Genomic DNA, 23,249 nt, shown 5'->3' with positions numbered 1-23,249 from the left:
CGGCTGGCCTATTCGACCGTCAGCCAGGTGTCCTACATCGCGCTCGGCGCCTCGATCTTCGGACCCATCGCGACCATCGGCGGCATGGTCCACCTAGTCCACCAGGGTCTCATGAAGATCACGCTCTTTTTCTGCGCCGGAAACTATGCGGAGACATTGGGTGTTCACAAGGTCAGCGAGATGGACGGGGTCGGGCGGCGCATGCCCTGGACCAGTCTCGCCTTCACCGTCGGCGCGCTCGGCATGATCGGGGTCCCGCCGGTCGCGGGCTTCGTGAGCAAGTGGTATCTCGGGCTCGGCGCCGCGGACGCCGGCTCGAACTGGGTGATCGCGGTCCTGGTCGCCAGCAGCCTGCTGAATGCCGCCTATTTCCTGCCCATCCTGCACCGTGCCTGGTTCAGGCCCGCACCGAAACAGTGGCCGCAGGAGCACCGCCATCCCGGACGATTCGAGATCGCGGGCGCCCTGCTCTGGCCGCCGGTAATCACGGCCGTGCTGGCGCTGAGCGCCGGACTCTTCGCGGCGGCGCCCTTCACGCCGCTCGAATGGGCGACCCTGATCGCCGAGCGGGAGTACGGCCGATGACCTGGCTCCTCCCGCTCGTCGCCGCGCTTCCGCTTCTGGCGGCGGCCTTCGCCATGCATCGGCTGGCCTGGTGGACTCCGGCAGTGGCGGCCGCCCCTGCGCTCGTCGCGGCTTTGCTGGTGCCGATCGGAGAGTCGCACGACCTGCCCTGGCTCCTGCTCGGCGCGCGCTTCGGGCTCGACGAGATCGGACGGATCTTTCTGATCTTCACCTCGATCCTCTGGATCGCCGCCGGAATCCATGCCGTGGCGAGCATGCGCGGCACACCGCATGTCGAGCGCTTCAACACCTTCTTCCTGCTGGCAATGGCCGGGAACCTCTGGCTGATCGTCGGTCAGGATCTGGTCAGCTTCTACGTCGGTTTCGCCCTCATGGGGCTCTCCTCCTACGGCCTGGTGATCCACGAGGGCGACCGCAGAGCCTTAAAGGCCGGCAAGGTCTATCTCGTCTTGACCCTGGGCGCGGAGCTTGCCCTGTTCGCGGCCCTGGTCATGATCGCCTCCACCACCGGATCGATCGTGCCGACACCGGAGGATCTGGTCGAGCTCGACGATCTCGCGATCACACTCCTCATCCTCGGTTTCGCGGTGAAGGCCGGCCTGATCCCGTTGCATGTCTGGCTTCCGTTGGCGCATCCGGCCGCGCCCATCCCGGCCAGTGCGGTGCTCAGCGGGGCCATGATCAAGGTCGCCCTGCTCGGCTGGCTGAGGTTCCTTCCCGTCGGCGAGGTCGCATTGCCGGGCTGGGGGCTGCTGTTCGTCTTTGTCGGCCTGGCGACGGCCTTATATGCGGCCCCCATCGGTATCCTGCAGTCCAACCCCAAGGTCCTGCTGGCCTACTCAAGCGTCGGCAAGATGGGGCTCATGGCGGTGACCTTGGGACTCATGCTCATCGAGCCCGAAATCGCTCCGGTCGCCGCCATCGGCTTGGCGCTCTACGCCGGACATCACGCTCTGACCAAAGGCGGTCTCTTTCTCGGCGTGGGTCTGCGCAAATCCGCGGGCTTACAGGGGGTGGTCTTCGGCGGGCTCGTGCTGCTCGCCTTGTCGATGGCCGCCGTGCCGCTCAGCAGCGGCGCCGTGGCCAAATACGGGATCAAGCCGGTTCTAGTCGATTCCGATTGGGCGTGGCTGCAGGTCGCTGTCGCCATGACCACCGTCGCGACCGCCTGGATGATGGTGCGGTTCGTTTGGAGTTTGAAGCGCGTTCATGTCGCGGATCGCTCCGGAGGGGGGTCGGCCTCACCCGCGATACCGCGTGTGACTTGGGCACTGTTGGGTTGGGTTCCGCTGATCGGCTTGGTGATCCTTTATCCCTTGGTGCTCGGATCACCCACGGCTTGGCTAACCGATGTCGGGCTGATCGCCCTGGCCGGTCTGCTCGCCATCCCTGTTCTCGTGCTCGCCGTGCGGCGGCCCGCGGCGCTGGCGACACTGGCCGACAGCATCAAGCCGGGCGATCTGCTCGGCCTGGTCCGCCCGCTCCTGATGAGTGCGCGGTGGACTCTGCGCTGGTCGATCCGCGGCTATCGGAATGTCTCTGCTCGCCTGGCCGCTCCGCTTCGGGAACGTCTGACCGAGCTCGCTCGGCGTCCGCCCTCCGATCTGGATCGCCGGCTCACCGCCTGGCCACTCGCGGGCGGACTCTGGCTCGGCATCATGACGCTTTTGATCGTCCTGGCCTTGGCCGTGCCGACGCAGAGACCGACCTTTCCCCGCGTCGATCAGGACGACGCGAGGCCGGTCATGGCATCGCCGACGCCTTCCCCGGCGGCACCCGATGCCGTCACGATGACGCCCGATCCACTGCCCGAGGTCGCGGACCTCGACCCGAGCACACAGCCGACAGCCGGACCAACCGAACAACCAGACACGCTCGACCCGAGCGCCGAGGCCGACGCTCCCGTGCTCGATGCGCCGAGCCAGCCACTTGAACAGGAGGAGGAATCGGAGCGCGCACCGTCGGAGTCGCTCGCGCCACAAGCCGCCGAGCCCCAAGCCGCCGAGCCGGCATGCGATCCCGACGAGCCCTATGTCTTCAGACACGCCGCAAGCGATCGCGAGGTCGTCTTGGATCGATGCGTCTCCGTAGACGGCACGCCCCAACGTCTCGACGCGCCGCCTCTATCGAATGCACTGATCCTCCTGATCCAGACCCATCTCGACGCGCTCGGCTTCGATCCCGGCCCGGCCGACGGTTTGATCGGCCCCCGCACCCGCGACGCGATCAGACGCTTTCAGACCGATCGCGGTATTGCACCTACGGGCGCCATCACCTTCGACTTGCTCGATCGGCTCCGAGAGCCCGATTAAACCGCGCCCGGCGCGGTTTAGCGTTGAGTTCCGACGGCATCACAGGGGTTCGTCCCGCTGGTGAGCCGACGGACGAGCTGGTCGGCGAGGAGGCTGATTCCGGTCGTGGCCCAAGCGGCGCCACCGTGGGTCAGAAGCGCCGCGGGGTCGATGCCGGCTCGCGGTTTTCGGAGCGTGCCCTTGACATAGACGAAGCGGTCGGCGATGCCGAGAAGACTGAGCCCGATCCCGCGTCGCTTGGCGGTCTTGAAGCGAAGCTCGATGGCCTCCGTACGCAGATTGAGCGCCCCGCCGCCGATGGCATTGAGCGTCTTGGTCTGGACCGCTAGGCCGCGGGTACTGGTCGCAATACCCTCGGCGAGATCGAATTGGAGGACGGCGCATTGCAGCTCGTTGTAATGCACGCGGCTGTCGAGGTCGAGCGCGATCGGGTTGAGCACGTCCAATAGGGTGAAGAGGAGCCCGCCGAGCGGGAGCACTTCAGCCGCCTTTTTGTGTAACCGCCCTGCCCCCAGGGACAGCTCCAGATGGCCGTCGGCGTTCCGGAGCAGGTCGTTCCACGCGGTTGCGACGCCGGTGAGTCGCGTGTCCAGCGCAGTCTGGATATGGGACAGCGTATTGGCATCCTTCGCTTCGAGCAGGTACGCCAGGTCCAGATTCCCCTTGGCTCGGATGTCGAATCGCCATCCGGCCCGATCCGGACGCAGATCGATCTCGGCACGGAGACGATCTGCCCCGGTGGCGATCGAGGCTTGGAGGTGGCCGGAATCCAAGGCGGCGTCCAGGTCGAGGAGGTCGAGCCCGATGTCGCCCGCCTTGAGGTGGTCAACCTTCAGGCGCAGCGTCCCGTCCAGCATCCGCAGCAGCTCGGGCGCCGGAAGCTGCGCGGGCGTCGAGCGAGCGCTACCCGCTGGAGACGCCGTGCGAACGTAGGGCGTTAGATCCAGTCGCTGCGCGCTGAGCGTCGCCTCGATCCGGGGCGTGGGACCGGGGCGGATCGTCAGGTTTCCGGCGAGGTCGCTGTCCCCGCTCGCTGCCTTCAGATCGCGCAGCTCCCAGCCCTCGTCGAGACCCCGGAGACGGGCGGAAGCCGTCACCGGCGGACCGACCGGGAGCCCGGAGGCGAGCCCTTGGCCGAGCGGACCGCCGACGAGATCACCCAGAACGGAGAGGTCTTGGACCGCAGCCTCGACATCCAGCGTACTACCCCGTAGTGCGTCGAGACGGGCGAGTCGTCCCTTTGCACCGATCGTGATCCCCGGCTGTTTGAACGACAGATCCAGGTTCAGATCGCGACCGGCGAGCAGTGCGTCGAGTGGCCCGACATGCCCTCGGATCTCCGCGCCTTGCGCCTTGGAGCGCCGCTTGGCCAGGACATCGATCTTCGGCCAACCCCGGCCCTTCGGCAGCAGATCGCCGAGTCGACCGCCGGAAATATCCAGTTCGAATTGCTCCGTGCCTGCCGCGAGTGCCGTTTGCAGCCTGACGGATGTCCCAGGCTTAAGGGTCAAGCGGGGTTTGGTGAGCTTGATCGGCGTCGCGGCCTGCTTGTTTGCCGCAGGCGCTCGGAACTGCGCCTCCTTGGCGCCGAGCTCGCCGGTCAACGACGCGATCAGTGCCCGCGCGGTCGCCCCCTGGGCCTTCGCGGCCAGGGACACCGTGTCCAGGCGCCCGCCGGGCGGTTTCGCCGAGGGCAAGAAGGCGAGCGCCTCGGGCAGGAGGATCCGCTCTGCCTTCAGGTCCGCCGCCCATGCCGGACGCGCCTGTCGAGCGTCGAGCGTCGCGTCGCCCGCGAGGGTGATCCCGGGAAGCACGACGTCGAGCGCCCCCAGGCGCAAGCGCCCGTCGTCGAGTGTGACCCGGGCTGCAAGCCGCTCGATCTTCAGGGGATCGGTCTCGAGCCCCTCGATCCGCAGCGCGAGATTCAGGTCCAGGTCACGCAGACGCTCGACCGGAATGGGGCGATCGAGCCAAGTGGGTGCCTCGTCGGTTGTCGCGGGGGACCGATTGAAGCTGCCCGGGGCACGCAGATCGAGCTTCTCGATGTTCAGACTACCTTCGATGCTCGGCCTCGGCCCGCCCGGCGTCAGGGAGAGATCGCCAAGAAGTCGGGCGTCGCCAAGGGTGGCGAGGAGCTGCAGCCGTCCGGATCCGGCCTCGAGTGGATTGAACGGCTGCCCCTCCTCCAAACCGGCGAATCCCAGCTCAAGCCTTAACGGGGTTTGCCGGAGTTGACCCTCGAGCCGGCATGTCAGCCCGTTCGCCGCTTGTCGGGCCGCTCCGTCGGCGAGGGTGATTCGACCCAAGGGCTCGGAGGCGTCGAGGAATCCCTCGATCCGATCGAGCGCAAGTCCGTCATCGCCGCGAAGCAGCCGTCCCGACATGCGCAATCCGCCCGCCGCCGGAAGCGTATAGGTCGGGAGCAGTGGCTGAAGCGCTTTCAGGTCCGGCACGGCGAGGTCGACCCGGGCCTCGATCTGCGCGAAGTCGAAGAGCGCACCCGTGCTGCCCGAGGCTTCCAGACTGGCGTCGGCAACCTGCATCCGGAGTGCGAAGGGCCAGCGGGATGAAGCTGACTCGTCTAAGGGGCCGGCAAGAACGGAGAATCCCACGCGGGTGCCCGACACGGCGATCTCGCCCTCCAAGTCCAGACTCGGACCCGGGCTTGAGCCGTCGAGCCCCGTCAGGTCCAGCCGGTCGATCCGAAAGCTCCGGGGAGGATCCGACGCCGTTTGGAGAACGAGCGTCGATTCCACCAGACGAACCGAATCGACGGTGACCCGGAAGCCGCCCCGGCTGCTCGGTGGGTCGCTCGGAGCCCAGCCCGCAAGCTGATCAGGATCGAGATGGATGACGGCGTCCTGCACCTGGATCCGTCCGATCCGAAGCTGCCGGTCGAACAGGGCCGCAAGATCGAGATCGCCCTCCAAGCGCCCGGCATGCCAGGGCCCGGGAGCCGCGGAGCCTTCCGCCCCGGCGATCTCGATATCCTTCAGGACGAGCGAGGGACGAGGCAACCAAGCCACTCCGACTGCACCCTCGATCCGTACCGACCGACCCAGGGCGCGGCTCGCAGCCCCGGCGAGCACATCCTTGTGGGCTTCCAGGTACGCCGGTAGAGAGGCAATCACAATGCCGATCGCAGCTAGGACCAGCAATAGTGCCCATAGAGCGATACGGACCGCTTTCATCGGCGCTGCGGACATCCTCAGCTCAAGGCGCCGTCATCGCGATCAGGAAGCCGAAGGCATCCGCACCACCGGCGCACTGTCGAGCAACCTGGTCACCACCGCGACCAGCGGCTCGATATCCAGGCGGTTGGCGAAGACCGTGAAGGTCAGCATCGCGAGCAGATGGCGCGGGTCGCTGATCCAGGGCGGGAGAAAGCGCGGCGCCCGGCACAGACCCATCGCGTACAGCTCGCAGAGTGCAGGCAGCGCAAAGAGGTCGAGCTTGCCGCAGAACATGAGATGCAGGCAGTCGGCGCGCCCGGCGGCGAAACAAGCGCGGATGACGTAATTGATCGACAGCAGACCGGTCAAGTAGACGACGTCTTTGGTGAAAGGGGCGCCGCCGGTGATGATGCCGCCGCGAAAAACCCGACGCGCGCTCTCGAAGGACTGATCGGGCTGATCGGTCTGTTCCAGGAAGTAGCGATAGACCTCGATGAAGTCTGCCCCCTCGATGGCCATCTGGATGGCGATGACCCGATCGGCCAGCCGACGCAGCCGGTCGAGCTCGATCGCGCCGCTGATCAGCTCGGCATAGACGGCGAGTCCCTCCTGGGTGCGCGTAGTGCCCGGATGCCCGTCGGCGAGGATCGGCAGATCGACCTGAGCCTTGCCGTTGATCGAGGTCGCGACATGGACATGGGCCTCGTGATGCAGCAGTTGGATGTAGTCGCGATCGGTGAAGCGCGCGTCGCGGCGGATCCGAATCGCCTTGGAGGTGGCCAGTGCATTGGCGGAAAGCTGATCGACCAGGTCGATGCGCGGGGCCTGGTCGCCGAAGTGCTCCTTGACTGCAACCTCGAGCCGCTCGGCGACCTCGGCCGCCGAGTGATAGGCCGGCGGCGCGATGTCGAAATGGATGCGGCTCAGCTGGGTGATGGTCTCCTGGACCTGATGTGCCAGCTCCAGCGGCTTGACCGGCAGATAGCGCAAGGGGGCGCTCGGCTCACCGTAGAGCAGGCGACCATGCTCGAAGAAGCCCGAGGTGCCGACCGCCGCGAGCATCCGGGCCGCTTGCTCGATGGACTGCGCCTGCCGCTCGAGCCAGAGATCGATCGTGGTGACGGGTACGATCAGACACCGCGCCTCGTGCACCGCCTCGATGGTCGCGGTCGGATCGAAGGGTGTATAGCTGACATCGGGCAAGGTCTGCCCGCCGCTTGCCAGAAAGGCGGCCTTCACCTCGGGCGGCCAAGCCAGAGCGCTCAGAACTCGTAAGGGTCGGCAGCCCTCATGCAGCAGCCGGGCAACGGTCTTGATGCGGTCATGCTCGCGCTGTGTGGCATCGCTCATCGGGGGAATTCCTGGGGATCACTCGGGATCGAGTCGTTCAGGATTGAAGTCGCGTCCGGGTGTTTCTGTCAAATCATCTAAGATGACCAACAAGCACCGACCGGGATCCCCGCATGAGTCAATACAACATCGCCGAGGCCAAGGCCCAACTCTCGGATCTTACCCGCCGCGCCATGGCCGGCGAGGAGATCATCATCGCCAGGGACAACCGCCCGCTGGTCAGGCTGGTGCCGGTGGAATCGCCCAAGCGGCCGCGCGAGCCCGGCTCCGGCGAGGGACAATTGCTCTGGATAGCCCCGGATTTCGATGCCATCCCGAAAGGCTTCGAGCAGTACCTCTGATGCGACTCCTGCCCGACACCCACGCACTTCTGTGGTGGTTGGACGATGACCCGCGACTCTCCCCGGAGGCCCGGCGCCTGATCGGCGATGAATCGACCTCGGACACGTCACCTTGGTCGAGACCTTGCCGCCGCATCATCGAGACCCCTTCGACCGCCTGTTGGTCGCCCAGGCGCGGCAGGAGGGGCTGACGCTGGTGTCGAGCGATACAGCGTTCGATGCCTATGGGGTGACGCGGATCTGGTGATCCGTGTCGTCGGCCGAGGTCAAAGCCCCCCGCCCCAGCGGTATTGCCAGGCGATGCCGATCAGGTCGAAATTGTTCCCGGTACGGGCGGCGACCCCCGAGCTCGCGTAGAGCTTGATGGAGTTGTGCGCATCGACGGGCAGCGCCAGTGTCCCGCCGAGGCGCCAGTTGCGTTGGAGGTCGTTGTTGAGCGTGTCGTCGATGGTCGTGCGCCCGCCGGTGAAGTGTGTCACATCCATTGATGCCCAAACGCCCGAGCGGAAACCGTGGATCACGTGCCCCTGCACCGAGTAGAGCGGCTCCTGCGCGCGGGTGCCGCCGTTCAGGAAGTCTTGGTTATCCGTGTAGAGGGTCACCGCGCCCGCGAGCTCGAAGGTCCAGGGGCCGACGGCCTTCGAGACGCCGATCTCGGGCTTGAACCACCAGCGATTGGTGCCGAGGTTCACCACGCGGCTGTTGTCGTATTGCCCCCAAGGCGCCGAGACCTGAAGACTGGCTCCGACGATGAGGTCCTGTTTGTAGTCCCGAAACTCCTCGAGCGTCAGGGCGGGCGCGCCCAGGAGGTTGACCGACAGACGGAACCGCGGATCGGCGAAGCCGTCCACGATGCGCTCGATCGGCTGTCCTGCAGACTCAGCCGTCCCGGACAGCCAGCTATAGGGCACCATGACATCGACCTTCCCGGATTGCCCCCAAAGATCGATCACCCGCGCATAGCCGAGGACGGCGCTGGATGTCTCGAGCTGCGGGTCGGTGACGGGTACCGAGCTGTCGAACGCCAGTCCGCCGCGGGTGTAGCCATACCCCGCAATCAGGAAATTCACGCCGATCGGCGCATTCGAGAAGACCCGTGGCTCGATATCCTGGGCCTGCACCGACGTCACCCGACCAACGAGCAGCAACGCGATCAGAGCCCCGAACAGAACAAGAGGGACGGTTAAGCGGGCCATACGACTCCAGTCACGATGACTCAAAGCTCTCGAAGCTCGGTCCGGGCCTCCGGCGCCGCGGGCGCCGCAAACCAATCCTCCTTGGGCACCCAAACCTTCTGCCCGGGCTGGGCCTCGAAGTTCGGGGACATGATCTGCACGCCGTATTCGTTGAAGACATCCTGGATGTGGCCGTGCAGCTCCGACAGGGCGAAGAACCGCTGCTCCGGGCGATCGATGTGCACGATCAGCTCGTACTCCGGATAGAAATCGGCGAGCGTACGCTGCAGGACGAAGGGCGCGGGCTCTTTGCGGACGAGGGAGGCGCGCTCGGCGGCGAGCGTCAGCATCGCATGGACCTGACGCCATGGGGTGTCGTAGCCGATCGTGACCCTGGTCCCGACCACGGCCCCGCGCTCGTCGGCCAGGCGCGAATAGTTGGTGATGGGCGAGCTCACCAGCACCGCGTTCGGTACCGTCACGGTCTCGCGCTTGGGCGTGATCACCTTGGTGGAGAGCATGCCGACCTCGCTCACCGTCCCCAGCGTATTGCCCACCGCGACGAGCTCGCCGACCTTGAGCGCCCGGCTGTAGGCGATGACCAATCCGCTCATCACCTGATTGATCAGACCGGCCGAGCCGAGCGAAACCATCAGACCCACCAAGACGCTGATGCCCTTGAATGCCTGCGAATCCGAGCCCGGGATGTAGGGATAGGCGACGGTCACCGCAAAGACCCAGATCAGCGTCACGGTGAGACGCCGGGTCGCCTTCGCGGTATCCGCCTCGAGCCAGGAGACCGCCATCGCGCCGCGCTCCACGGTCCGGAAAAACCCGTCGACCGCCCGCACGATGATCCGGGTCAGGACGAAGATCACCAGCACGGTGAAGAACCCCGGAAGCGCCTGCAGGGCCCCGTCGGCAAAGGTTGCGAGCAGGTCGAGCATGAACTCGGCGAGTCCCTCGCCCCAGGGCCGCGTAAAGGGGAATCGACCGAACAAAAAGGTCAGCCAAAGATAGATCAGGATCGCCGCCAAACCGAAGCCCGTCGCCTTGATCGCGGTGCGCTCGATACCGATCAGTATGGGTTCCAGATCGAGTCCGGCCACTTTAATCGGCGCCCGACTTGTCGAGACCGGCTCGGCCGAGCGCGACCCGGTTCGGAGCAGACGCCGCATGGCACGGCCTTCGAGCTTGACCACGCCCCACAGGAGGACCAGGAGGAGCAGAGTGGCCGCAGTCGCCAGCCCGAGCCCCTCGAGGATCAGCGGCAGGCTGCGCTGCTCGCGCCGCGCATCCAGCGCCTCCTGGAGCAGATCGACCGCCCGCCGAACCTGCTCCTCGACGGTTTCGCCGGTCATTCCGTCCGCATCCTCGGGAATCAGCCCGAAGACCGGATGACCGTCGATCTGCACCCAGAAGCCGGCGAGATTCGCGAAGGTCGAGCGGATCGCCTCCGCTTTTTCCCCTGGGTTGTTCTCCAGCACATCGGCGATCTTGCCCTGAATACGCCGCACCCGATCGGCCGGCGAGATCCCGCCGATGTCGGCGCGCAGGATCGCGATCTCTCGATTCCAGAAGGTCAGACTCGCGGGCTCGCCTTGGCTGACCTCGATCCGACCGGACTCGGAAATGGACGCAGGAACAGGCTCGGGGGCGGACGGGGGGACGGCTGCCGACGCCGTTCCCGAGGCCAGGATCCAGATACAAACGAGCCGGCACATGCGGTTCGGCTGACGCCGGTTCATCGGGGAGGGTCGCATGGCGCAGGTTCCAACGGATCGAGGATGAAAAGGCCCGACTTCACTGTGTTCTCTCGGGCAAGGGATCCACGCGCCCCGACGCCGTCGGCCGGCGAAAGCGTCGAAGCGCCGAGGTTTCGCATGAGCGGTCCGGAAGCCCCGCCCGGAACCCTCACGGCTCTTCTCGATCAGTCTAAGCCATCCCGACCTGGTCGAACCAGATCTCGGGGCCGAGCCTCATCGGCCTGGCCCGCGATGACGCTCGGGAGACGTCGGGACGAGCTGGGCCAGCTTGATCAACCCGATCAGCGAGATCCGCCACAGTCGGCGTTTCCGAAGGCCCTGATCTCAATGCCTTGGCTCGCTAGGGCAAGAGGCTACTGCCGTCTTTTCGTTTACACTCGCTCGCTGAATCATCGGCAAGAATGCTTGCCGGGGGCGCCTGCAACCGCAGAGAGATCGACGTGTCAGACATCAGTCCCCAAACGCTACCGAGAAACGGGCTGATGCCCGAGGCATCCGAAGCCAGCTTCGACCAAGAAGCCGGCGCGTCGGAGGGTGCCCGACCAGGCGGCGAGCCGGGTAAAGGCGTCCATGCAACGGAACTCTCGCTCGCGGAGCGCCTGGCCTTCGAGCGCCTTCTGGGCGATCTGTCGGCGCGCTTCGCGGACCTGCCGGCGGATCAAGTGATCGACCAGCTTAGGCACGCCTTGGACCGACTGACGGACTTCCTCGGGTTCGACCGCTGCAGCTTCGCGGAGGTCAGCGACGCCGAGGGGCCGTTCCAGATCCTTTGCTCCGTGAGTCGGCCGGGTATCGAGGCCATGGCACCGGGTCCGGCCCCGCCGTTGACCTGGTATTTCGGCGAGCTGCGCGCCGGGCGGGTCGTCGCGCTTGCCGACATCCCGGCCGACTTCCCGCCCGAGGCCGTGGCGGAAATCCACTACTGCGAGCGTGCCGGACTCAAGTCCAATCTGGCGATTCCGCTGCGGGTCGGCGGGCGAGTGGTCGGCGCCATCGCCTTCAGCGCCTTTCATCGGACGCGCGCCTGGCCGGAGGATCTGATCCTTCGGCTCAAGCTCGTCGGCGAGGTGCTCGCCCAAGCCGTGGCGCGCAGCCGTCGGGAGGCCGCGCTGGCGACCGCGCTGGCGGAGATCACGCACCTGAAGGAACGCCTGGAAGCCGAGAATCAGTGCCTGCGCCAGTCCAGCCGAACCGGCTGCGGCCGACTGCCGAGCAGCCGTTCCCCGCGCTTCAACCGGATTCTGGAGGAGATCGCCCAGGTGGCACCGACCAACGCCACGGTTCTGCTGCTCGGTGAAACAGGCACCGGCAAGGAGGTCTTGGCCGACGCCATCCACCACCTCAGCCAGCGCGGCGAACGCCCGATGATCAAGGTCAACTGCGCCGCACTGCCGGCGTCGTTGATCGAGGCCGAGCTGTTCGGTCGCGAGAAGGGTGCCTACACGGGGGCGCTGGCGCGGCAGATGGGTCGCTTCGAGCTCGCGGACGACTCGACCATCTTCCTCGACGAGGTGGGCGAGCTGCCCCTCGAGCTTCAAACGAAGCTATTGCGTGTGCTCCAGGACGGCAGCTTCGAGCGCGTGGGCGGAACCCGCACCATCAAGGTCAAGATCCGCGTCATCGCGGCCACCAACCGTGACCTTGCCCGCGCCGTCTCCGAGGGTCGCTTTCGTGATGACCTCTATTATCGACTCAATGTCTTCCCGGTCGCGGTGCCGCCGTTGCGCGAGCGCCCCGAGGACATCCCGCTGCTCGCCTGGGAGTTCGTCCGGGAGCTCGGCGAGTCCATGGGCAAGTCGATCGAGCATATCGCCCCGGATTCCATGGAGGCGCTGATGGCCTACGCCTGGCCGGGCAATGTGCGCGAGCTGCGCAACCTGATCGAGCGGGCGATGATCCTCGCCCGCGGCTCGACGTTGCATGTCGCGCTCGGCGCTGCGCTGTCGCCGGCAGTGCAGATCAGGCGCGACGAGGTGGCCGAGACGGCGTCCGCTGGCGCGCTGAAGGACCGGGAACGCGAGCAGATCCTCCAGTCGCTTCAGCAGACGGGCTGGCGCATCCGTGGCCCCGGCGGGGCCGCGGAGCGCCTAGGCATCAAGCCCACCACGTTGGAGTCGCGTATGAAGCGGTTGGGTCTGAAACGCCCGACGTCCGGTTAAACCGCGCCCGGTGCGGTATGCGATATTTTTGGATGGGATCGGCGCCGGCAGACTCGACGACCGCTGGAGCGGGTGCGGTTTAAGCAGAGCCCACGGCAGCGCCACTCCGAGAAATCGTGGAAACTCTGAAATCCCGCGTTGCGGTCTCGGAGTCGCGAAGCGTCTCGGGCGCCGCAGGTCGCGAAGCGATTGACTTGATTGCAGTCCCGAGCGGTCGATCAGGTTCTCAGAGTTGGCGGGCTAATTGCTGATGTCTTCGGCGCACTCCGATCGCGAGGGCTACCGCCGATGATCGTTTTCTCAGTAAGCGTCTGTGTTCCACCACTGCAACGCGCCGATTTCCTGAAAAGCGTCGGGGCGCTGCTCGAGCCGACCCGCGTCGTGCCGGGTTGTGTGAACTGCCGGCTCTACCTTGACGTTGAAGATCCCGACGCCTTCACCTTGGTAGAAGAGTGGGTGACCCAGGCGGCGTTGGACCGACATCTGACATCGAGCGCCTTCAAGACCCTGGTTGCAGCGATCGAGATGTCGGCGGAGCCGCCGGCGGTCCACATCGACAGCGTGGCGCAGCGCGCCGGCATCGAGCTCGTCGAGGCGGCGCGGCGGCGACAAGGTCTGTTATAGCCGGCCGCTGGCCAATGGCCTCGCACCCGGCGGGGGCGTTGACGGAAACAAAAGGGGGAAGTGAGATGAACACAGCGACAGCAACCGAGCAACGCCGCGAAACAGTCGCCTTGAACGACGAGGAAGGCGTCAAGAAGATCATCGTCGACACCGTATTTCGGCACCGTCCTCGAATCCATGCTGGTCTGGCAACTCCTGCAGGTCCGACATCTTCGCGACACCCCGCTGATCTTCGTCGGAGAGATGTGGTTCGAGCTGGTTGAATGGGCGACGCGCCACATGCTGCGCCCCGGCTCCGAGCTGGCCAACCCGGAGGACCTGACCATTCCCCGCTGCGTCAAGACCGCGGACGAGGCCATTGCTCTCCTCGAGGGGCAGCACGCCCACTGGCAGAAGAACATCACACCGCCGCGCAGCGACTCAGATCGGGACGACTCCGCCCTGTAAACCGATCATTCCGGCAGCGATCGGAGACACGGATCGCCGGATCGCCGCGCGCTCTGTATATTGCTTTCCGCTATCGGCTGCGCACCCGCACCGAGCCCGGATTTCAGCACATACCAGGAGAGTACAAGATGTCCGAGCCGATCCACCCGGCCGCGATCCACCACTTACCGCCCTTCGTCACGGCACCGGGCGAGACCGACGGCCTGCTCGTGGCGATGGCGATCTTTTTGCTGGTTGCCGTCATCGGCATCGGCCTCGTTTACTTTAAGCTCCATGCGCTGCCGGAGCAGCTGGCGCATCGCGGACAGAAGGTCCAATTCCAGCTCGTCGCGGTGCTTGCCCTGCTCGCGCTCTTCACCCACAACCACGCGTTCTGGATCGCCGGGCTGCTGCTCGCTCTCGTGCCGCTGCCGGATTTCACCACGCCGCTGTCGTCGATCGCGTCCTCGTTGGAGCGCATCGCCGGCAGGCCCGAACCAGCGCCGTCGTCCGCGAGTACGACGGCATCCTCAACGCCTTCGGCCCACGCCGGCCCGCTGCAGTCACCGACACCGCAACCAGCCGCGTCGGCACGGATCAGCGGCGGTTCAACGGCGCAACCCGGGGACATCCACAATGCTTGAGCTCCTGCTCTGCTCGACACTCACCATCCTGCCGGATTTCCTGTTCCGTCGCTTCGTCCAGGGCAAGCGGCTCGGGCGCGAGATCAACCTGTTCACCGTCTGGTACGAGCTGCGCTGGGGGATCACGCTGTGCCTGATCCTCACCATCAGCCTGATCACGACGGTGTTCTATTTCCACCCATCGACCAAGTCCGCCTCCTCGGTGTTCCGGACCGTCACCATCCTGCCGGAAACGAACGGTCGGGTCGCCGAAACCTTTGTCGAGATCAACCAACGGGTGCAGGAAGGGCAACCCCTGTTCCGGCTCGACAGTACGGCTCAGGAAGCAGCCGTGGAGACGACCAAGCGTAAGATCGCGGAGATCGAAGCCGACATGGTGACGGCGAAATCCCAGCTCGCGGAAGCGGAGGGGCGCATCGTCCAAGCGCGCGGAGCGCTCAAGCTGGCCAACGACGAGCTCGGCCGCAGAATGGAGGTGCAGGAGCGCAGCCCCGGCTCGATCGCCGAGGCGGAGGTCGAGCGGATGCGGGTGCAGGTGCAGACCGCGCAGGGCGCCCTCGACGCGGCCCTGGCGAGCCGCGAAACCGTCGTCGCGCAGATGGAGTTTCAGCTCCCGGCCGAAAAAGCAAGCGCCGAGGCGGCGCTGCACGAGGCCAAGGTCGCCCTGAGCAAGACTCTGGTGGTGGCCGGGACGCACGGGATGTTGCAGCAGTTCGCACTGCGCCCCGGCGACATCGTCAATCCGATGCTCCGCCCGGCCGGCATCCTGGTGCCGGATCGCTCCGCGACGGGCCTGCTTGCCGGCTTCGGTCAGATCGAGTCGCAGGTCATCAAGGAAGGCATGATCGGCGAGGTCACCTGCATGGCCATGCCCTGGCAGATCGTCCCGACGGTGGTCACCGAGGTTCAGCCCGTCATCGCCTCGGGCCAGGTGAAGCCGACCGACACGCTGATCGATGTGCAGCAGATGGGGCGCCCCGGCAGCATTACCGTCATCATGGAACCGCTCTACGCCGGCCAGCTCGACAGCCTGCCCCAGGGCGGCAACTGTATTGCCAACCTCTACACCAACAACCACGAGGCGCTGCAGGATCCCGAGATCGGCTTCTGGCACGGCTTCGCGCTGCATGCCGTCGACACTGTCGGACTGGTGCACGCCATCATCCTGCGTCTCCAGGCACTGGTGATCCCTTTCCAGGCATTGGTCTTCGGCGGACATTGACCGAGCGGGCCAAACCGCCGGGACCGGCGCGTCCACCGACCGTCGCGAGCCCGGCCTTCAACCCCTTAGCGGAGAAACAATGATGAAATCGCCAACCGATGATCGGGGCGTCATCCAGGCGCTGCTCGACCGACTGAATGAACAGCGATTGCCGCGGCTGCTGGAATTGAAGGCAAGGGTCGACGCGGGCGAGCCTCTGACGAATGCCGATTTTGACTTTCTGCAGCAGGTTGCCGAGGACGCCGGGCGGGTCAAACCGATCATCGACCGCAACCCGGAATATCAGGCCCTGGTTGCCCGGGTCCTGACTCTGTTCGCCGCCATCAGCGATAAGGCATCGGAAAATGAGAATCGGGGCTAATCCCATGAAGATCCACGCCCGCTTATCGCTCCTCCTCGCCGTCACGCTCATCGGTGGCTGCGCAAGCACCGCTCGCGAGTTGATGCCGACCCCCACCCTGTACCAGCTCCCGGGCGGACAGCCGGTCTTTGATCGGGCGGCATCGAGCCAGCAACGCCCCAGCCCGGACCTGGACCTGCTGTTCATCACCGACCGGGCACCACCGACGTCCGCCGAGCAGGAGACACAAAGCAAGGAGCAGGGTCCCTTGCCCTACGGCCAGGAACGGGCGAAGCGCATCGCCTTCGGCTCCGCCCGGGTTCGCGTCGTTCCCGGATTGGACTGGGAGGCCCTACGTGAGCAAAGCCAGCTTGCCGAGCGCACGCGGGAGGTGAACCTGGAGCTCGGCCAGGTGCGTGAGCTTGGCGCCTTTCCACAAGAGCCCTACCGCTTGCGCCCGACAGAGGACGGTAAGCTGCTGAGGGATCGCGACCAGCTTGCGCGCCACGCCGAGGTCAAAGGACGGCTCCAGGGCGAGGTCCAGCGCCGGCTCGCCGAGGTGCCTAAGAAGGAGGTCCTGCTCTATGTGCACGGCTTCAACGAGCCCTTCGAGAGCGCCGCCTTCACCGCCGCGGAACTCTGCCACTTCCTCGGCCGGGAGCAGGTGTGCGCCTTCTTCACCTGGCCCGCCTCCACCACCGGCAACTTCCTGATCTCCTACACGACCACCACCGAGTCCGGGGATTTCGCGGTGGAGCACCTGAAGAAGAGCATCCGCATGCTCGCCACCACGCCCGGTGTGGAAAGGGTGCAGATCCTCGCGCACAGCCGCGGTACGGCGGTGACGCTCAAGGCCGTGCGGGAGCTGGGGCTCGAGGCCATCGCCGCGGGTAAAGAGGCCGCCGACCTCTACAAGATCGACAACCTGGTGCTGCTCTCGCCGGACATCGACATCGATATCGCCGCTCAGCAAATCACCGGCTTTGTCTCCGACCCCGACCTGGTCACGGTCTGGCCCGAGGCAAGGCTGCCGCGGGTGCTGAAGGGCCGGCTGACCATCTATGCGTCGCCCGAGGACCGTGCGCTCCTGGTCTCGCGGATCCTGTTCCGCAGCAGGACCCGGGTCGGCCAGATGCGGCCCGAGGACATTCCCGAGGAGGGCCAGCGTTACATGGCGGAGGTCGGACGGTTGGACCTGATCACCTACGAGGGCAAGCGCACCGATGCCTTCGGTCACTCCTACTTCACCACCAACCCGCAGGTCAGCTCGGACTTAATCCAGTTGATCCGTTACGGAAAGAAGCTGGGGGAGCCCGGGCGACAGCTCATCCGGACAGGGCCCATCACCTGGAGGTTCCCAGTCGAGCCGGTCGGATCTTGACCCGACCCGCTTGATGCGAGCTCAAAGGCCATCCAGCGCCTGTTGCACGACAGGCGCTTCATTCACCCGGAGGGACATGGCATGACTTCGAAACCATTCTTCATCGCAACGGTGCTGACCCTGGTCTGCGCATCCGCCGTCGCGGCACCCGAGCCGGAAGCCGAGTTGCGCGAGGTTCTGTCGGCGCATGAACAGGCACTCGACAACCACGACGTCGATGCCCTGATGGGCCTTTACGCCCCCGGCGAGGAGACCGTGGTGATGGGCACCACGCCGCCCGAGCGCTGGGTCGGCAAGGCGCAAATCGCCGACGCCTATCGGCATTTCTTCGAGGACTTCGACGCCGGAACCCTGGAGCGCGATTGCCCATGGATGCAGATCGGGATCAGCGGCGATACCGGATGGATCACCGCCAATTGCGAGTACACGGATTCGCTCAAGGGTGAGTCCCGCAGCTTCGCCCTGAACGTGACGGTGGTGATGCAGAAACTGGAGGGGGCCTGGAAGCTGCGGACCATGCACTTCTCCAATCCAACCGCACCCTGAGACACATTCGGAGGACGACATGAACGATGAACTCGAAACCCGTTCCGAACAGGAGCCACCCGCACTCGACGCGGAGCAACGCAGTCGTCGCGACTTCCTGCTCGGCCTGGGCCGCTGGTCGAAGGTGGTGATCGGCGCCGCGGTCTTGGGCGGACTCGCCGTGCCGGGGAACGAGGCCCGGGCCGGGGCCTGGGTGAACCGCCGCGGTGGCGTTGTCCGTGGCGGCGGCGCTTGGGTCAACGGCACCGGTGGCGGCGGGAGCTGGGTCAATCGCCGCGGTGCCGGCGGCTGGATCAATGGCTGATCGATCCATCTCAATCGGCTGGTCCGAGCGGCCCTGGCGGCTTGGACCGGTCATTCGCCGATGAACCGCCCGTGCGGAGCGAGGAGGCAGGCAATCGTGCCGGATGCGTCATCCACCACCCCGGAACAGCCCGTGACACCCGTCGTCATCATCCCTGGCGTGCTCTTTTCGAGCTTCCCCGACCGTCCGGTGATCCTCGGCACCGGCGACCCGGCGGAGCCGCGAGCCCTGTTCGGTTCGGAGACGCCTGCCAACCTGGCCTTCATCCGACTGACCGACCTGGCGGGTGACCCGGCACCGCTCGCCGACTGGGGGGACGGGATCCCGCTGGATCTGCTCATGGGCGATCCGGCGACCGAGCTGCCTTTGCTCTATCGCTGTACCGTCCTTTCGGTGCGCCATCCGGTGCGCGTGACCGTCCCCTTTCGCCCCGGTCTCGCCCGGGCCGTCAAGCTGGCGCTGTCGCTCGGCTTCAGCGTGCGTCTGCACGGCCATCAACCGAGCCCCGAAGCGGTCGCGGAGGCCCGGCAGGCGCTCGCCGAATACCTGCACAATCCCACCGTGTCTCAGCCGGTCGAGCCCTTTCATACCCTGCTGATCGCGTTCCTTCAGGAGACACCGGTCGCCCTCTGGTCGCTGCTGGAGCGCGACCCGGCAGAGGTGCGCGTGCTCGACGAGCGGGGTGAGCCGGTGCCGGGCCAAGGGCCCGAGTCCGTGGCCGCCTTCCGGGAGGCGCTGCTTGCAGCCGGTGGCGAGTGCTGCGGCTGCTCCTACCTGTCCCGGTGTGACGGCTATTTCAAATGGCCGCACAGCGACTATTCCTGCACCGGGGTAAAACGCCTCTTCGCCGACGTCGAGGCGGCCGCCGATGAATTACGGGCGGACCTCGCCGCCCATGCCGTCGGAAAGGACTGAGCCGGCATGGCCGCGCGGACGTTCTCACTGATCCTGCTCCCGACGCTCCAGTGCAATGCCGATTGCGACTACTGCTTCGAGGACAAGACGGATGACCGCCTGTCACTGGCGCGTCTCGAGATCCTGATCGACAAGGTGCTGGATCACCTGGTCGTCAAGGCCATCGGGGCACTGACGATCCACTGGCAGGGCGGCGAGGTCATGACCCTGCCGCCGGCCTGGTTCGACGCGGCTCATCGTCTGATCGGCACCGCCGCCGCCAACCGCGGGGTGGTCGTCACACATGGTCTGCAGACCAATATGATCGGCTACGGCCCCCGCTGGAACGAGGTGATCCGCGAGATGTTCGACAATCAGGTCGGCACATCCGTGGACTATCCGAACCTCTATCGACACCGGCACGGCAAGGATGCCGCCGACTACGACAGGATTCTGACCGAGAATATCGGGCAGGCACGTGCGGCCGGGATCGAGGTGCGGGCCATTGCGGTACCGAACGCACAGACACTGGCGATCGGTGCGGAACGCTTCTACGACCATGTCGTCGGCACACTCGGTATCCGCAGCTTCCAGGTCAATACCCCCTTTCCCGGCGGCAGTCCCAACGCTGCCAAGCGCGATCTGTCGCTCGACAGTGCGGCGCTGACCCGATTCTTCGTCGATCTGGCCGAGGTCTGGCTGGCACGCGGCGATCGAGACGGCGTGCGCGTCGGTCCGTTCGACGAGCTGCTGAGCGTCTTTCTCGATGCCCCGTCGATCCTCCCCTGCATCTGGACCGACGACTGCGCCAACCACATCCTCTGCATCGACGCCCGGGGGAACGTCGCCCAGTGCGACTGCTGGGTGGCGAGCTACCCGGATTATTGGTTCGGCAACCTCTTCGATGCCGACAGTCTCGACAGCCTGCTCGCCGAGAATCCGGTGCGCGAGCGTTTCCACCAGCGTCCGATGGCCCTGGTCGCGCGCGACTGTATCGACTGCGATTATCTCGCCCTCTGTCATGGCGGCTGCCCGGTGCGGACCTTTTCGGTGCACGGCACCCTGTTCGAGAAAGACCCTCACTGCGAGCTCTATCGATCCCTGTTCGGGCATATGGCCGCTGCCGCCGCGCGCCTGGCACGGGATGCACAGCGACGATGATCCCCCGGTCGCACGATGCCTGCCAGCCTCTCTCTACACGTGCTCTCCAGCACATCCATCAGACCTGTCATACAACTTCCCTGGAGAACGATGAGAATCTATCCTTTACTCACCCTATTGATCGCGTTCGCGCCGACCTTTGCACACGCCGAGATCTCCTTTGAAGGCCTGAAGGAGGACGCGGCGAAGGCCGCGAAGGCCATCGGAGAGACCACCAAGGACGCGCTGGATGCCACCGGAGAGGTCGCCGGCAAGGCCACCGAGGCGGTCAAGGAAACCGTCGAGTCGACCAACGAGAGCTTGGGCGACGAGACCACGCCCGAGGCAACGCGCGCAAAGCTCGACGGCATGGCCGAGGCGACGCTGAAGCGCCTGTTCGCCGAGGAGCCCGGCAGCCGCGAACTGTTCGATCGCGCGGCCGGCTATGCAGTGTTCGACAAGCGCGAGGCGAGCTTCTATGTCGTTGCGGGCTACGGTCGCGGGGTCGCGGTCGATGCCGCCACCGGCAAGCGTATCTACATGAAGTTGGCGACGACGGGCGCCGGGAGGGGATTCGGCCTCGGCGGCTTCGCCTCCCAGCTCGTCATCCTGTTCCAAGACAGCAACAAGTTGGAGCAGTTCATCACGCAAGGCTTGGATGCCACGGCAGAAATCGGCACCATGGCCGGCGACGCGAAGGACGGACTCGCCCTGGGTTTCAATGAAGGCAAGGCGGTGTTCGTCCTGACCGGCAAGGGTTGGAAAATCGCCGCCAAGTTGACCGGCTCGCGCTATTGGCCGGACGACGCGCTCAACGAGCGCTGAGCCACTGCATGACCTTCACCCGCCTGAGCCGTCTCATCCGGCGCGTCTTCGTCTCGGTGATCGCAGCGCTGGCGATCCTGTGGGCAGCCGCCGCGATCTGGATCGACGGTCCCGAGTCCCGTGCGCTCGCCGGCACACTCGCGGGCGGCCTGGTCCTGCTCGCCGTGACGGCGGCGCTGCTGATCCGCCCTTGGCGGCGGACCCTGCTTGCGGTCTTCGTGCCCTTCGCGCTCGTGCTCGCCTGGTGGCTGATGCTCGCGCCGAGCAACGCGCGCGACTGGCAGCCGGACGTCGCCCGACTGCCGTCGGCAACCATCGATGGCTCCCGACTCACGGTCCGCAACGTCCGCAACTTCGACTATCGCGCAGAGACCGATTTCATCGAACGCTGGGAGACCCGGACCTACGACCTCGACAGCCTGGTCGGCTTCGACATGTTCATCTCCTTCTGGGGCCCGACGCTCTATGGTCACACCATCGCGAGCTGGGCGTTCGCCGATGGTCGTCATCTCGCGATCTCTATCGAGACACGCAAAGAGACCGGCGAGGCCTATTCGGCCATGCTGGGCTTCTTCCGTCAGTACGAGCGCTATTACGTGGTCGCCGACGAGCGTGACCTGGTCGGGTCGCGCACCAATCACCGCGGCGAGACGGTCCAGCTCTACCGCATCGGCGGCGACATGGGCAACGGTCGGGAACTGTTGCTCGACTATGTCAAGGAGATCAATACCCTTGCCGAGCAGCCCCGCTGGTACAATGCCCTGAGCCACAATTGCACGACGACGATCTGGCAACACACGCGGGCGTTGGGCTCGAGTCCGCGTCTGGATTGGCGGCTGCTCGCGAACGGCTACCTGATCGACCTCGCCTACGCCCGCGGTACCGTCAATACCGACATCCCGCTCGAGGAGCTGAAGCGCCGCAGCGACATCACGGCGCGTGCCCGCTCCGCCGGTGATCGAGAGGACTTTTCCGAGGTGATCCGTGAGGATTTGCCACCACGACCCCGGGCGCGCGGTGAACCGCACGATCAACCCTGAATCCAGGAGTCCAACGTGACCAGCATCGGCGAGTTGAAGACGAAGGGCGTCGCTGCCATCGAGACGGCCTTGGCCGAACACACGGAGGCCGTGGTCTCGGTGCGCGGCAATGACCGGTTCGTCGTCATGGACCTGGCCCACTATCACTACCTGCGGGAGTGCGAGCTGGATGCGGCTCTAGCCCAGACCCGGGCAGACCTGACCACCGGGCGTTTTGTGGAGGAGTCTCCGGATGACCACCTGAAGCGCATCGAGGCCCTGCCGGACCCGGCGGAATGAGCTTTCGGCTCGTCTTCACGGAGGAATATACCCGCCGCGCGGCGCGCGTCATCCGGAGCTACGCCGGCAGTACCTGAAGACGCTGGAATTGCTTCGGGCCAATCCGTTCCATCCCTGTTTGCGCCTGCATCCACTCGAGGGGCGCATGGTCGGGCTGTAATCGGTGTCCATCAACCTGTCGTACCGTATCACCCTCGAGCCCTTGATCGAGGACGAGCGAATCACGCCCGTGAACGTGGGCGACCGTGACGCAGTTTACTGAATTTAACCTTGACGATATGGCTCCGGGCCATGAACACACGAGCCTCGTCAATGAACGAAGATCACCGACAGCCTATGAAACAGACAATCCGCTACGCCGACTATCTCCAGACCATCGGCGCCGGGCGTCGGGAGCTGAGCTTCAACGCCATCGCACCGCCGGTCTCACGGGACGCGGAGGGACGGGCCGTGCCGCCCCCTGCACCGGGCCCGATCCGACTTCAGCCGGACGAGATCGCGACCCTGCGGCGGCCCTATCTCTCCGTGCGCTTCATGGAGCAATTCAAAGCGGTGATCCCCTTGGCGCTCTATCTGGCACTGTTACAGATTCTGATCCTGCGCCAGCTCATCGACGACTCCTGGCTCGTCACCGGCGGGCTCTTCGCGGTGATCGTCGGCCTGATGTTCTTCATGGAAGGCCTGAAGCTAGGGCTGATGCCGTTCGGCGAGCTGATCGGGCAC

23 protein-coding genes are annotated in these 23,249 nt (G+C 65.8%); 19 read left to right on the top strand and 4 right to left on the bottom strand.

Annotation, left to right across the window (positions count from 1 at the left end; genetic code table 11):
* Positions 1-585: proton-conducting transporter membrane subunit (locus tag VLR48_RS02780; protein ID WP_325290316.1), on the top strand; the 585-nt coding region annotated here is incomplete at its 5' end.
* Positions 582-2,897, top strand: coding sequence for a proton-conducting transporter membrane subunit (locus VLR48_RS02775; RefSeq protein ID WP_325290315.1), 2,316 nt, complete (start codon positions 582-584; stop codon positions 2,895-2,897). The genes VLR48_RS02780 and VLR48_RS02775, both read left to right, overlap by 4 nt.
* Positions 2,898-2,914: 17 nt before the next feature.
* On the opposite strand, the gene VLR48_RS02770 is transcribed toward VLR48_RS02775, so the two are convergent.
* Together VLR48_RS02770 and VLR48_RS02765 are read right to left on the bottom strand one after the other, a co-directional pair.
* The gene (locus VLR48_RS02770; protein WP_325290314.1) at positions 2,915-6,088 is read right to left on the bottom strand and encodes an AsmA family protein; all 3,174 of its coding nucleotides are present in this window, start codon (positions 6,086-6,088) and stop codon (positions 2,915-2,917) included.
* A gap of 42 nt (positions 6,089-6,130) precedes the next feature.
* On the bottom strand, positions 6,131-7,420 hold the full coding sequence (locus tag VLR48_RS02765) for a flavohemoglobin expression-modulating QEGLA motif protein (protein ID WP_325290313.1): 1,290 nt from the start codon (positions 7,418-7,420) through the stop codon (positions 6,131-6,133).
* Between the two features lie 113 nt (positions 7,421-7,533).
* On the opposite strand from VLR48_RS02765, the gene VLR48_RS02760 reads away from it, so the two are divergent.
* Together VLR48_RS02760 and VLR48_RS02755 are read left to right on the top strand one after the other, a co-directional pair.
* Positions 7,534-7,761, top strand: a complete 228-nt coding sequence (locus tag VLR48_RS02760; protein ID WP_325290312.1) for a type II toxin-antitoxin system prevent-host-death family antitoxin — start codon at positions 7,534-7,536, stop codon at positions 7,759-7,761.
* Between the two features lie 112 nt (positions 7,762-7,873).
* Positions 7,874-8,008, top strand: a complete 135-nt coding sequence (locus VLR48_RS02755) for a type II toxin-antitoxin system VapC family toxin (RefSeq protein WP_325290311.1) — start codon at positions 7,874-7,876, stop codon at positions 8,006-8,008.
* Between the two features lie 19 nt (positions 8,009-8,027).
* Here VLR48_RS02755 and VLR48_RS02750 read toward each other — a convergent pair whose 3' ends face one another.
* Positions 8,028-8,957 carry a transporter gene (locus VLR48_RS02750; RefSeq protein ID WP_325290310.1) on the bottom strand — a complete coding sequence of 310 codons (930 nt, stop codon included), beginning with the start codon at positions 8,955-8,957 and terminating at the stop codon, positions 8,028-8,030.
* Between the two features lie 20 nt (positions 8,958-8,977).
* Positions 8,978-10,699, bottom strand: coding sequence for a mechanosensitive ion channel family protein (locus VLR48_RS02745; protein WP_325290309.1), 1,722 nt, complete (start codon positions 10,697-10,699; stop codon positions 8,978-8,980).
* A 485-nt stretch (positions 10,700-11,184) separates the two neighbouring features.
* On the opposite strand from VLR48_RS02745, the gene VLR48_RS02740 reads away from it, so the two are divergent.
* The 15 genes from VLR48_RS02740 to VLR48_RS02670 form a co-directional block, all read left to right on the top strand.
* Positions 11,185-12,861, top strand: a complete 1,677-nt coding sequence (locus tag VLR48_RS02740) for a sigma-54-dependent Fis family transcriptional regulator (protein ID WP_325290308.1) — start codon at positions 11,185-11,187, stop codon at positions 12,859-12,861.
* Positions 12,862-13,149: 288 nt separating this feature from the next.
* A complete protein-coding gene (locus tag VLR48_RS02735; protein ID WP_325290307.1) occupies positions 13,150-13,485 on the top strand; it encodes a putative quinol monooxygenase in 336 nt (111 codons plus the stop codon).
* Between the two features lie 177 nt (positions 13,486-13,662).
* Positions 13,663-13,932, top strand: coding sequence for a hypothetical protein (locus tag VLR48_RS02730; RefSeq protein ID WP_325290306.1), 270 nt, complete (start codon positions 13,663-13,665; stop codon positions 13,930-13,932).
* A gap of 128 nt (positions 13,933-14,060) precedes the next feature.
* Positions 14,061-14,555, top strand: a complete 495-nt coding sequence (locus VLR48_RS02725; RefSeq protein WP_325290305.1) for a hypothetical protein — start codon at positions 14,061-14,063, stop codon at positions 14,553-14,555.
* Entirely contained in the window at positions 14,548-15,777 is a 1,230-nt protein-coding gene (locus tag VLR48_RS02720; RefSeq protein WP_325290304.1) for an HlyD family secretion protein, read from the top strand. The genes VLR48_RS02725 and VLR48_RS02720 overlap by 8 nt, the downstream gene beginning before the upstream one ends.
* An 82-nt stretch (positions 15,778-15,859) precedes the next feature.
* The gene (locus tag VLR48_RS02715) at positions 15,860-16,138 is read left to right on the top strand and encodes a hypothetical protein (protein ID WP_325290303.1); all 279 of its coding nucleotides are present in this window, start codon (positions 15,860-15,862) and stop codon (positions 16,136-16,138) included.
* Between the two features lie 4 nt (positions 16,139-16,142).
* The gene (locus VLR48_RS02710) at positions 16,143-17,498 is read left to right on the top strand and encodes an alpha/beta hydrolase (RefSeq protein WP_325290302.1); all 1,356 of its coding nucleotides are present in this window, start codon (positions 16,143-16,145) and stop codon (positions 17,496-17,498) included.
* An 81-nt stretch (positions 17,499-17,579) separates the two neighbouring features.
* Positions 17,580-18,044 carry a YybH family protein gene (locus tag VLR48_RS02705; RefSeq protein WP_325290301.1) on the top strand — a complete coding sequence of 155 codons (465 nt, stop codon included), beginning with the start codon at positions 17,580-17,582 and terminating at the stop codon, positions 18,042-18,044.
* A gap of 19 nt (positions 18,045-18,063) precedes the next feature.
* Positions 18,064-18,348, top strand: coding sequence for a hypothetical protein (locus VLR48_RS02700; RefSeq protein WP_325290300.1), 285 nt, complete (start codon positions 18,064-18,066; stop codon positions 18,346-18,348).
* Between the two features lie 132 nt (positions 18,349-18,480).
* The gene (locus VLR48_RS02695) at positions 18,481-19,263 is read left to right on the top strand and encodes a hypothetical protein (RefSeq protein WP_325290299.1); all 783 of its coding nucleotides are present in this window, start codon (positions 18,481-18,483) and stop codon (positions 19,261-19,263) included.
* Positions 19,264-19,269: 6 nt separating this feature from the next.
* Entirely contained in the window at positions 19,270-20,403 is a 1,134-nt protein-coding gene (locus tag VLR48_RS02690) for a radical SAM/SPASM domain-containing protein (protein ID WP_325290298.1), read from the top strand.
* Between the two features lie 90 nt (positions 20,404-20,493).
* Entirely contained in the window at positions 20,494-21,207 is a 714-nt protein-coding gene (locus tag VLR48_RS02685) for a hypothetical protein (RefSeq protein ID WP_325290297.1), read from the top strand.
* An 8-nt stretch (positions 21,208-21,215) separates the two neighbouring features.
* Entirely contained in the window at positions 21,216-22,247 is a 1,032-nt protein-coding gene (locus tag VLR48_RS02680) for a DUF4105 domain-containing protein (RefSeq protein ID WP_325290296.1), read from the top strand.
* A gap of 15 nt (positions 22,248-22,262) precedes the next feature.
* Positions 22,263-22,526, top strand: a complete 264-nt coding sequence (locus VLR48_RS02675; RefSeq protein ID WP_325290295.1) for a hypothetical protein — start codon at positions 22,263-22,265, stop codon at positions 22,524-22,526.
* Positions 22,527-22,862: 336 nt separating this feature from the next.
* The coding region (locus tag VLR48_RS02670; RefSeq protein WP_325290294.1) for a DUF1538 family protein at positions 22,863-23,249 on the top strand (387 nt) is incomplete at its 3' end.

It is taken from the genome of Thiocapsa sp., assembly GCF_035467215.1.
GTDB lineage: Bacteria > Pseudomonadota > Gammaproteobacteria > Chromatiales > Chromatiaceae > Thiocapsa.
This window is presented reverse-complemented; position numbering and strand designations above follow the sequence as displayed.